Genomic DNA, 11,362 nt, shown 5'->3' with positions numbered 1-11,362 from the left:
TCGAGCACGACGTGCAGCGCGGCGTCGAGGCGGGCGAGCCGCAGCGCCAGCGCCGCCGCGTCCTCGCTGCGCAGCGCCTGTTCCAGTTCCTGGGCCTGTTCCGCCACGTCGATGGCCCCCAGGTTGCCCGCCACGCCGCGCAGGCGGTGTGCGGCCTGGCTGGCGCCTGTGCGGTCGCCGGCGTCGAGCAGCGCGCGGATCGCGGTCACCGCGCCGCCCTGCGAACTTTCGAAGCGCTTGAACAGCGCGGCGAAGCTGGCGAAACTGCCGCCGAAGCGGGGCAGCGTGGCCTTCAGGTCGATGCCGGGGATGCGGGCCGGTACGGCGGGCGCTCCCGCGGCGGGCGCTCCCGCGGCGGACGCGGCCATGATCGCAGCGCGGGCGGCGTCGTCCGCGGGACCGGCGGTCCGGCCCGTCAACCGGCTCAGCGTACCGACCAGCTCATCCACGTCGATCGGCTTGGCGATGTAATCGTTCATGCCCGCGGCGAGGGCGCGGCGGCGGTCCTCGTCCAGCGCATTGGCGGTCATCGCGATCACCGGCAGGCGGTCCAGGCCCAGCGCACGGATCGCGTGGGTGGCCTCGAAGCCGTCCATCACGGGCATCTGCAAGTCCATCAGCACGGCGTCGTACTGGGCCGCGTGCTCCGCCAGCATGCTGACGGCGATGCGGCCGTTGGCGGCGAAGTCGACGCTGGCGCCCGCGTGCACCAGCACGTAGTTCGCCACTTCCTGGTTCAGCAGGTTGTCCTCGACGACCAGCACGTGCAGGCCCGCGAGCCGGCCGTCCAGCGGCGCTGTCCGTGCCGGCGCCGGCGCCGGCGCGCCGCTGTGCACGTCCGCCAGCACGTCGGCAAGCAGCCCGGGCGTGAACGGCTTCGCGAGGATGGCGTCGACGCGCAGGTCGGCCGCCAGCGCGTCGAGGCGCTCGCGTTCCGGGTCCGCCGCCAGCAGCGCGCAGCGCGGCAGGGCAATCGCCTGGTCGGCGCGCGCGAGGGCGATCACGGAGGCGCCGTCGAGGTCACCGAGTCCACTGTCGATGAAGGCGAGGTCGAACGGGCCCCCGGCGCGCAGCAACGCGAGCGTGTCGGCGCCGCTGGCGGCCGTGTCGACGTGAAAGCCGCGGCCCGCGAGCAGCCCCGCCAGCGCGGCGCGGCTGCTCGCGTTGTCGTCCGCCACGAGCACGCGCAGCGGCGGCAGGTCTGCGTGCACGTCCGCCGCGGCCTGTGCCTGGATCCCGAACGGGGCGGCGAAGCGGAACGTGGTGCCCTGGCCCGGGCTGCTCTCCACCTGCAGGTCGCCGCCCATCAGGCGTACGAGGCGCCGGCTGATCGCGAGGCCGAGGCCCGTACCGCCGTACTTGCGGCTGGTGGAACTGTCGGCCTGCGAGAACGCCTCGAACATGCGCTGCTGCTGTTCGGGCGCGATCCCGATGCCGGTGTCGCGCACGGTGAACGCCAGCCCGATCGTGTCGCCGTCGATCCGCGCGGGCGCGATCGACAGCACGACCTCGCCCCGCTCGGTGAACTTGATCGCGTTGCTGACGAGGTTCAGCAGCACCTGGCCCAGGCGCATCGGATCGCCGACGAGGCGCGCCGGCACGTCCGGATGGACGGCGAATACGGGCTCGATGCCCTTGTTCCAGGCGCTCGTGGCGGACATCGCGGCGGTGCTGGCCAGGACGTCGTCGAGTGCGAACGGCGTCTGTTCGAGCACGAGCTGGCCCGCTTCGACCTTCGAGTAATCGAGCACGTCGTTCAGCATCGACAGCAGGGAGCGCGCGGCCATCTGCATGCGTGCGACATAGCCGCGCTCGCGCCGGCCCAGGTCGGCCTCTTCCAGCAGGCGGGCGAGGCCCATGATCGCGTTCATCGGCGTGCGGATCTCGTGGCTCATGTTGGCCAGGAACTCGCCCTTGGCGCTGCTGGCCGCTTCGGCCGCGCGCAATGCTTCCTCGAGGCGGGACTGGGTGCGCTTCAATTCCGTGATGTCGGCGTGCAGCATGTAGAAGCCCTGCACCTTGCCATCGGCGTCGACGTCGGGGATGTAGCTGCCCCAGGCCTGGATCACCTTGCCGGTCCCCTTGCGGTGGAGCCTGCGCTCGAAGAACTGGCGCTCGCCGCGCAGCACGGCGTCGAGGTGAGGCTGGACTTCGGCGAGCTGGTCCTCGTCCACGAGTTCGTGCATCGCGTGGCCGATGACGGCATCGGCGTCGCGTTCCAGCCAGTCCAGGTAGGGGCGGTTGGCGAAGCGGCAGCGCAGGTCGGCGTCCCAGTAGCCGACCAGCGCCGGCAGGTGGTCCGTCACGGTGCGGATCATGCGCTCGCTCTCTTCCAGCCGGCGGCTTGCGGCGCGCAGCGCGGCGGCCGTCTCGACGCGGGCCGTGATGTCGCGGATGGTACCCTGCACGATGYCCTTGCCGCCGATGTCCACGCTGTTCAGCAGCACGTCGGCGTGGAACTGGCTGCCGTCGCGGCGCCGGTAGATCCATTCGAAGCGGCAGCCGCCCGTGTCGAGCGCGCGGCGCATGGCCTCGTGCCACAGTTCGTCCGAGCGGCGCCCGTTCGGCTGGCACTCCGGCGAGCTGCTCGCCGGCGCCATCGCGAGGAAGTCGTCCGCGCCCTGGCAGCCGAACAGGTCGATCGCGGCCTGGTTGGCGCTGATGAAGCCGGCGCCGTAGGCAACCAGCACGTGGGCGTCGCCCGAGCCCTCGAACAGCGTGCGGAACAGCTCCTCGTTGTCGCGATTGCGCTGTTCCTGGCGCTTGCGTTCCGTGATGTCGAGCACGACGGCGTTGATGCCCACCAGCTCGCGCTCCGGCCCGAAGACGGGATAGTAGCTGCAGGTCCAGTAGCGCAGCACGCCCGGTTCCGCGGGCGATTCGCCGCTGTCCTCGACGTCGGTCAGCGGCCGTCCCGTCGCCAGCACGTGGCGGTAGGGCATTTCGAACTGGACGCCGCGCTCACCCAGCAGGTCGGGCATCGTGCGGCCGACATGGGCGCTGGCGGGGAGCCCGTTCACGGCCGCCAGGTAGTCGTTGATCATCACGACCCTGAGACTCCGGTCGAGGAAGGCCAGGCCGACGGGTGCCGTGGCGTACACGGTGGACAGCATGGCGCTGGAGCGCTGCAGCTCGTGCGTGCGCTCGGCCACGAGCGATTCGAGGCCGGCGCGATACTGCTGCAGCTCGCCCTCGACCTTCCTGAGCGCGTGTGCGACGGTGGCCGCCTCGCGGATCGCCAGCGGCGGAATCTCCAGCGGTTCGCCGCGTCCGAGCGCGGCCGCCGGTGCGGTCAACGCGCGCACGGACCGGGCGATGGCGTCGCCGATGCGCCAGGCGAAGCCGAGGCTGACGGCCAGCATGAGGGCGATCCACGCCAGCGTCGTCGCGGGATCGGGCCCGAGGAGTTCGCGCGCGGCATGGCGGGGAAAACCGATCGCCACCGCCCAGTCGTGGGTCGACGTGCGTGCGAATGCCGCGTACATCGCTTGTGGCCCGTGTTCGGCCAGGTCGACGAGGCCGATCGGCGTGCGCTCCAGGGCCCGGGCCAGTTCCGGGCGCATGGGATCGCCGATCGCGCGTTCCGACTGGCCGCGGTAGGCGACGAGGCGCTGGCCGTTGTCGAATACGAGGGCGGTCCAGTGCAGCGGCAGGTTCTGGTTGGCCAGCAGTTCCTGCAGGCGCCGCGGCCTGACTTCGACGGACAGCGCATAGGCCACCTTGCCCTCGCGCCAGACCGGCACGGCGATCGAAAACACCCACGGCTGTGTGGCGTCGCCGCGGTGCAGGCCGGACGTGACCGCGTCGCCGGTGCGGAACACGGCGCGCACGTCCGCCTCGTTGCCGCGCGGAGGAAGGGCGCTGCCGAAGACATGGCGCGTATCGAGCAGCACGGTGCCGTCCGGGCTGCTCAGGGCGACGGCATAGGCGGGGAATTCGGGACGCAGCAGGCGGCGCGCGGCGGCGTGGAAGGAAGCCAGGTCGCCGGTCGCGAGATTGGCCTGGTTGGCCAGCGTGCGGGCGGCCGTTTCGCCGTTGGCGAGGTCGCGGTCGACGGCGGCGGCGAGGGCGCGGGCGATCATCCCGGCGTCTTCGGCGACGTGCGCCCGCTCGCGCTGGTCGGCGTCGGTGGCGAACACGAGATAGCCGACCAGGATCGGCAGCGCGCACGCGAGCACCAGCCAGACCAGCTTGGCGCGTATGGAAGGTAAAGAACGTTGTAACAACTGCACTACAAGCTCCGCGATCGATGCGCAGCCCATGCAGCGCAAAAGCATGGTAGCCCAGCGGCCGCGTCCGGAGCAAATTCGGGAGCAAATTCGGGGTCAGAGCACATTTTTCGCGGCGATGAGTTCGCAACTGTTTGTTTTATCGAGGATTCTGTGCCGAAGGATGCCAATAAAGGGGTCTGACCCCGAATTCTGGCAACATTGTTTCCCTTGTGGCATCGCAGCTAAAGGGGAGTCGCGCCGACGATACGTTTTGGCATACGTAAAGTCATTCTCCACGTTAATTTTTCGTTCCCGTGACATACAATGAAGGACTAGTCCTACATTAATAAAGAGGTGGTATGGCGCGGCCCGAAAAAGTCCGACTTGGCGAAATCCTGGTGCAGCAAAAGCTGTTGACGGAAGATCAGCTGAACCAGGCGCTGGCCGACCAGAAGCGCTCGGGCCGCAAGCTGGGCCGGGTGTTCGTCGAGAAYGGCTTCGTCACGGAAGAGCAGATCTCGGGCGCGCTCGCCCGCCAGCTCGGCATCCCATACCTCAATCTCAAGTTCTACAATATCAACCAGGACGTCGTCCGGCTGCTGCCGGAGACGCAGGCACGCCGCTTCCGGGCGCTTGTGCTGGAAGACCGCCCCGAGACGGTGCTCGTCGGCGTCTCCGACCCGACCGACCTGTTCGCGTATGACGAGATCGCGCGCCTGTTGAAGAAGGGCGTCGAGCTGGCCGTCGTCAACGAGACGGAAGTGCTGCAGGCGATCGACCGCATCTACCGCCGCACGGGCGAGATCACGGGCCTCGCGCGCGAGCTGGAACAGGACCTGGGCGACACGAACTCCGTCGACTTCGGCGCGCTGTCGGCCAATTCCGGACTGGAAGAAGCGCCGGTGGTGAAGCTGCTGCAGTCCGTGTTCGACGATGCCGCCCAGGTGCGCGCCTCCGACATCCACATCGAGCCGCAGGACGGCCGGCTGCAGATCCGCTTCCGCATCGACGGCGTGCTGCACCTGCAGACCGAAGCCGACATCAAGATCGCGACGCCGCTGGCGCTGCGCCTGAAGCTGATGGCGGATCTCGACATCTCGGAAAAACGCCTGCCGCAGGACGGCCGCTTCGCCGTCAAGGTGCGCAACCAGCGCATCGACGTGCGTATCTCGACCATGCCCACGCAATACGGCGAATCCGTCGTCATGCGTCTGTTGAACCAGGTCGGCACGACGCTGCGCCTCGATGCGATCGGCATGCCGCCCGCGCTGGTGGAACGCTTCCGCGCGATCGTCCAGCGCCCGAACGGCCTGGTGCTCGTGACCGGGCCGACTGGTTCCGGCAAGACGACCACCCTGTACAGCGCGCTGGCCGAGTTGAATTCCGTCGAGAAGAAGCTCATCACCGTCGAGGATCCGATCGAATACCGCCTGTCCGGCATCAACCAGGTGCAGGTCAACGACAAGATCGAGCTGTCGTTCGCGCGCGTGCTGCGTTCCGCGCTGCGCCAGGACCCGGACATCGTGCTCGTCGGCGAGATGCGCGACCAGGAAACCGCGCAGATCGGCCTGCGCGCCGCCATGACGGGCCACCTCGTGCTGTCCACGCTGCACACGAACGACGCCGCCTCGACGCCGCTGCGCCTGATGGACATGGGCGTGCCGCGCTACATGGTGGGCGGTTCGCTGCAGGCCGTGCTGGCGCAGCGCCTCGTGCGCGTGATCTGCGAAAGCTGCTCGGAGCCGCACCAGCTGCCGGCGCCGGAGCGCGCCTGGCTGCGCGCGGAACTGGGCGACCGCGCCGAGACCGTCCCGTTCTTCCACGGGCGCGGCTGCTCGCACTGCAACGGCACCGGCTACCGCGGCCGCACGGGTGTGTACGAACTGCTGGAGATGACGCGCGCCGTCAACGAGGCCGTGAACCATCCCGACCCGTCGCACTTCCTGAAGGTGGCGCATGGCGAGATGCGCGGCGAGACGCTGCGCCGCAGCGCAGTGCGCCTTGCCATCCAGGGCCGCACGACGGTGGCGGAAGCCATGCGGGTCAGCAACCAGATGGAAGACTGATAAGCACCCATGCCGTTCTTTGCCTACAAAGGCCGCAACGCGCGCGGCGAMTTGATGCAGGGGGTGCTGGAAGGCGCCGACAGCGGGGCCGTCGCCGACCAGTTGTTCGGCACCGGCGTCACGCCGCTGGAAATCACCCCGACCACGCGCAAGGCGACGACGGGTACGGGTGCCGCCGGCGCCGGCGAGGGCCTGTGGGAGCGCCTCACCCGCAAGCAGGTCACGTCGATCGACGTGCAGCTGTTCAGCCGTCAGATCTATACGTTGCTCAAGTCCGGCGTGCCGATCATGCGCGGCCTGGCCGGGCTGCAGGAGTCGGCGACCAACAAGAGCTTCGCGCGCGTGCTCCAGGACCTGCGCGAATCGCTGGACGCGGGCCGCGAGCTGTCGACCGCGATGCGCCGCCACACCGAGTGCTTCACGCCGTTCTACCTGTCGATGGTGCGCGTGGGCGAGATGACGGGCCGACTGGAAGAGGTGTTCCTGCGCCTGTTCGACCACCTCGAATTCGATCGCGACATGCGGGACCGCGTGAAGACGGCGATGCGCTATCCCACGTTCGTGATCGTCGCGATGATCGCGGCGATGATCATCGTGAACGTGTTCGTGATCCCGCAGTTCGAGAAGGTCTTCAAGACTTTCCATGCCGAGCTGCCGCTGATGACGCGCATCCTGATCGCGACGTCGCGCTTCACGGTCGATTACTGGCCGGTGATGGCGGGCCTGGCGCTGGCCGCTTTCTTCGGCTTCCGCGCCTGGACGCGCACGGTGCCCGGCCGGCTGACGTGGGACCGCTACAAGCTGCGCTTCCCCATCGCCGGCAAGATCATCCACAAGGCCACGATGGCCCGCTTCGCGCGCAGTTTCGCGCTGTCGATCCGCAGCGGCGTGCCGATCGTGCAAGCCCTCACGGTCGTCGCGCAGACGGCCGACAACGCCTACCTGACCCAGCGCCTCGACCAGATGCGCGACGGCGTCGAGCGCGGCGAGAGCATCCTGCGCACGGCCACGAACGCCCATGTGTTCACGCCTGTCGTGCTGCAGATGATCGCCGTGGGCGAGGAATCCGGCTCGCTCGACGACCTGATGGACGAGATCGCGCAGATGTACGAGCGCGAGGTCGACTATGAACTCAAGACGTTGTCCAGCCAGATCGAACCGATCCTCATCACCTTCCTCGGTGCGATGGTGCTCGTGCTGGCGCTGGGGATCTTCCTGCCGATCTGGGACCTGGGCAAGGCAGCCCTGCATCACCAATGAGGAATGCGATGATTCGATTCGGAAAAAAACGCGGCTTCACGCTGTACGAATTCGCGCTCGTCGTCGCCATCACGGCGGCGCTGTCCACCGTGCTGCTGCACCGCCTGGACGGCTACCGCCGCGCGGCCGAGGAAGCGACCGCCCGTCAGACCCTCGCCGCGCTGCGTACCGCGCTGCAGGTCGAAGTGACGCGCGCGCTGGCGGAGGGGCGTTCTGACCGGCTGGCGACGCTCGCACAGCAGAACCCGATGCGCCTGCTGGCGCGGCCGCCGGCGGATTATCTTGGCGAATTTGCACTATCCGGACAGGGAAATGTGGCACGCCATGGGTGGGTGTTTAACCCACGCGACAAAACGCTTGTCTATTTGCGCCCGGAACGAGAAAGTTTTGCCGTGGGCAATTCGAAGTTGCCGGTGTTCAAGGTAGAATTGACCCGAAATCCTGGCGTCGCGGGGGCTCCCGCGATCAGCCTTGCCTTGAATGAAATCGGTCGGCAGGGCAGTCGTTAAATCCATCACCACGCGGCGCGGCGCCGCACTTCATCGGAGAGAGCATGAAAGTAAGCATCAAAAACAATGCGCAGGGCGGCTTTACCTTGATCGAACTGATCGTCGTGATCGTGATTCTCGGTATTCTGGCGGCGACGGCGCTGCCGAAGTTTGCCAGCCTGGGCGGTGATGCGCGTTTGGCCAGCTTGAATGCAGCGAAGGGTGCGCTGAGTGCGACCGCAGCAATGGCACACGGGAAATGGCTCGCCAATCCGTCCCAGGTCGGCACGTCGCTGACGGTGGAGGATGTGCAGATGACCATCCTGTCGAACGGTTATCCGTCCGCCATCGATTCGACGGCATTGGCTGCCGGTCTGGCGGCTACGGACTATCAAGTGTTTGCGGCAGGCACGAGCGGCACCAATCAGCCAACCGTCCCGGCCAATTCAATCGCGATCGTACCAATCAGCCTCGTCGGTACGGCCAGTGCCGCCAATTGTTTTGTCACCTATACGGCAACGACGACCGCGCCGCCGACCGTGACGGTGACCGGTTCGGCGAACAACTGCAACTGATTTCATATAGCCTGAGTCGATCGGGGCCGCATCCGCGGTCCCGAATTCGTTTACGGCAGGGGAAACGGATTGCAATGTAATGCGGCGTATTGACCACACCCGATTAGTAGTTCCGTACGGAAAACCGGAAATATTCTCTCCAAGTAAAATTTTGGTATCGGATTTTTCCCACACTTGAATATAATCAAGCCTCCCACATACTCATTCGACCAAGTCACGGACACCGCCGCCACGCATGGGTTTTTTCAGTAAAGCACAGAACAACGCATCCTGGCTGGCCCTGGTCCCGCAGCGCGACGGCATCGCGGCCGCGAGCGTGCGCCTTGGCCCTGATGCCGGTGCGAAGCCGGCCGTGACGCTGGCCACGTTCTTTCCCGGGACACCGTCCGCGGAATCGCTCGAGAAGGCCGCCAGGGAGACGCACAGCGCGAACTACCGCTGCACGACGGTGCTGGCGGGCGGCGAGTACCAGTTCATGTCGGTCGAATCGCCGAACGTCCCGCGCGAAGAGCTTAAAAGCGCCATGCGCTGGCGCCTGAAGGATATCCTCGATTTCCCCGTCGACGACGCCACGTTCGACGTCCTCGACATGCCGCTCGACCCGAATGCCGTCGTGCGTCCGCAGCAGAGCGTATTCGCGATTGCCGCCCGCAACAGCGTCGTGGCCGCGCGCCAGAAGCAGTTCAACGCCGCGAAGGTGAAACTGCGCGTGATCGACATTCCCGAAATGGCCCAGCGCAACGTGTCCGCGCTGCTGGAGCAGGACGGCCGCGGCGTCGCCATGCTGTCGTTCGGCGAGGACGGCGGCCTCCTGACGGTGTCGTGGCGCGGTGAACTGTACCTGTCGCGCCGCATCGACGTTCTGCTTTCCCAGCTCCTCGACGACGACCACGACCGCAAGCACCAGAGCTTCGACAAGATCACGCTGGAGCTGCAGCGCTCCCTCGACAACTTCGAGCGCCAGTTTTCGTTCATCAGCGTGGCGAAGCTCGTGCTGGCGCCGACCGGTGCGACGGGCCTGGACGAATACCTGTCAAGCAACCTTTACACCCGGGTCGAGACGCTGAACCTGAGTAATATCCTCGACCTGGAACGCGTCCCCGACCTCGCAGATGCGGGACGCCAGCAGCGTTTCTTCCTACCGATCGGGGCCGCGCTGCGCGTGGAGGAGGGCGCGGCATGAGCCAGCAGATCAACCTGTTCAACCCGCAGTTCCAGCCGCAGAAGAAGATCTTCACGGTGAATGGCATGGCGGCCGCCGTCGGCGTGCTCGTGCTGGGCCTCGTCGCCGCGGGCGTGTATGCGAAGGTGCGCGTGCTGCGCCTGCAGGCGCAAGTCGCGCAGGGCGAAGAGCGCGTGCAGAAAGCGCAGAAGCGCCTGGAGGAAGCCACCGCCCGGTTTGCGCCGCGCACGAAGGACGGGCGCCTCGAAGCGGAACTGGCCGAGGCGCAGAACGAACGCGATGCGCTGCGCCGCGTGGCCGACGTGATCGAGCGCGGCGACCTGGGCAACACGCAGGGTTATGCCGAATACTTCCGCGCGCTGGCCCGCCAGAGCGTGAGCGGCGTATGGCTGACGGGCGTCACCATCGCCGGCGCCGGCACCGAGATCGGTGTGCGCGGCCGGGCCCTCGATCCCGCGCTCGTGCCGGGTTACCTGACCCGCCTGCGCAATGAGCGCGTCCTGCAGGGCAAGCCGGTGGGCAGCATGCAGATCGGCCAGGCGGGCAGCGTGAAGGTGCGCGATGCCGACGGCAAGGAAGCGGATGCGCCCGCGCCCTACGTCGAATTCAGCCTGCAATCCGCCGCGGCGGCCGATGCCGCGTCGTCCGCCAACGCTGCCGCCAGAGGCCGGCCATGAAGCGCCGCTGGCTCCAGTTCGCGGCGCGGATCGAGGCCCTGCAGCCGCGCGAACGCCTCATGGCCTTCGGCGCGACGGTCGTCGTGCTCGTGTTCCTCGCGAATGCGCTCGTGTTCGGGCCGCTGGCGCGCAAGGAGGCGGCATTGCGGTCGACCCGGCAGCGGCAGGACGCCACCGTCGACGGCGTCAACGCCGAGATCGCGGCCAAGGCGCAGGCGTACGCGAACGACCCGAACGATGCGCTGCGCAAGCGCCTGGGCGACGTGCGCGCGGAAACGGCGCGCATGAGCGAGCAGCTGCGCGCGATGCAGAAAGGCCTCGTGCCGGCCGAGCGCATCGCGCCGCTGCTCGAATCGATCCTGCGCGCGAACGGCCGGCTGAAGCTGGTGTCGCTGCAGACGCTGCCCGTGACGACGCTGGGCGAAGACGCCGGGACGCCCGCCGCGGGGACGCCCGCCGCGGGGACGCCCGCCGCGGGAACGCCCGCCGCGGCATCCGTCATGCCCGTGGCACCAGCCGCTGCCGCGCCGGCCACGCACCCGGCGCCGCCGCCGGTCGTGAAAGCTCCCGACCTGTTGTACCGCCACGGCGTCGAGCTGACCGTGCGCGGCAGCTATCTCGACATGGTCGACTACATGCACGCGCTGGAGACGCTGCCCACCCAGCTGTTCTGGGGCAAGGCGCAGCTGGATGCGGAAGCGTACCCGAACGTGCGCCTGACCCTGACCCTCTACACCCTGAGCCTGGACCCGAAATGGATGAAGCTGTGATCACGACGATGCGCAAGCCGGCATCCGCCGCGCGCCGCCTGGCGGCCTGCCTGGCCCTGCTGGCGACGAGCGGCGCGGGTGCGCAGGCGCTGCAGGACCCGACCCGGCCGCCTGCCTCCGCCACGCCGACAC

8 protein-coding genes are annotated in these 11,362 nt (G+C 67.9%); 7 read left to right on the top strand and 1 reads right to left on the bottom strand.

Features of this window, described 5'->3' with window-relative positions:
• Nucleotides 1-4,232: PAS domain-containing protein (locus AC1DYX_RS21325; protein WP_477262519.1), on the bottom strand; the 4,232-nt coding region annotated here is incomplete at its 3' end.
• 338 nt (nucleotides 4,233-4,570) lie between these two features.
• On the opposite strand from AC1DYX_RS21325, the gene AC1DYX_RS21320 reads away from it, so the two are divergent.
• The 7 genes from AC1DYX_RS21320 to AC1DYX_RS21290 all read left to right on the top strand — a co-directional run bounded on the left by AC1DYX_RS21320 (nucleotide 4,571) and on the right by AC1DYX_RS21290 (nucleotide 11,230).
• On the top strand, nucleotides 4,571-6,277 hold the full coding sequence (locus tag AC1DYX_RS21320) for a GspE/PulE family protein (protein WP_477262517.1): 1,707 nt from the start codon (nucleotides 4,571-4,573) through the stop codon (nucleotides 6,275-6,277).
• A gap of 9 nt (nucleotides 6,278-6,286) precedes the next feature.
• Nucleotides 6,287-7,537 (top strand): type II secretion system F family protein, encoded by a 1,251-nt coding sequence (locus tag AC1DYX_RS21315; RefSeq protein ID WP_477262515.1) that lies wholly within the window; start codon nucleotides 6,287-6,289, stop codon nucleotides 7,535-7,537.
• Nucleotides 7,538-7,545: 8 nt separating this feature from the next.
• Nucleotides 7,546-8,046 (top strand): type II secretion system protein, encoded by a 501-nt coding sequence (locus tag AC1DYX_RS21310; RefSeq protein WP_477262513.1) that lies wholly within the window; start codon nucleotides 7,546-7,548, stop codon nucleotides 8,044-8,046.
• Nucleotides 8,047-8,090: 44 nt separating this feature from the next.
• Nucleotides 8,091-8,600 (top strand): type II secretion system protein, encoded by a 510-nt coding sequence (locus tag AC1DYX_RS21305; protein ID WP_477262511.1) that lies wholly within the window; start codon nucleotides 8,091-8,093, stop codon nucleotides 8,598-8,600.
• Nucleotides 8,601-8,835: 235 nt separating this feature from the next.
• Entirely contained in the window at nucleotides 8,836-9,783 is a 948-nt protein-coding gene (locus AC1DYX_RS21300) for an agglutinin biogenesis protein MshI (protein WP_477262509.1), read from the top strand.
• Nucleotides 9,780-10,460: a hypothetical protein gene (locus tag AC1DYX_RS21295; RefSeq protein ID WP_477262507.1), complete on the top strand. Its 681-nt coding sequence runs from the start codon at nucleotides 9,780-9,782 to the stop codon at nucleotides 10,458-10,460. The genes AC1DYX_RS21300 and AC1DYX_RS21295 overlap by 4 nt, the downstream gene beginning before the upstream one ends.
• The gene (locus AC1DYX_RS21290; RefSeq protein WP_477262505.1) at nucleotides 10,457-11,230 is read left to right on the top strand and encodes a hypothetical protein; all 774 of its coding nucleotides are present in this window, start codon (nucleotides 10,457-10,459) and stop codon (nucleotides 11,228-11,230) included. The genes AC1DYX_RS21295 and AC1DYX_RS21290 overlap by 4 nt, the downstream gene beginning before the upstream one ends.
• Nucleotides 11,231-11,362: the final 132 nt, after the last annotated feature.

Source organism: Massilia sp. P2_C2 (assembly GCF_056404615.1).
This window is presented reverse-complemented; position numbering and strand designations above follow the sequence as displayed.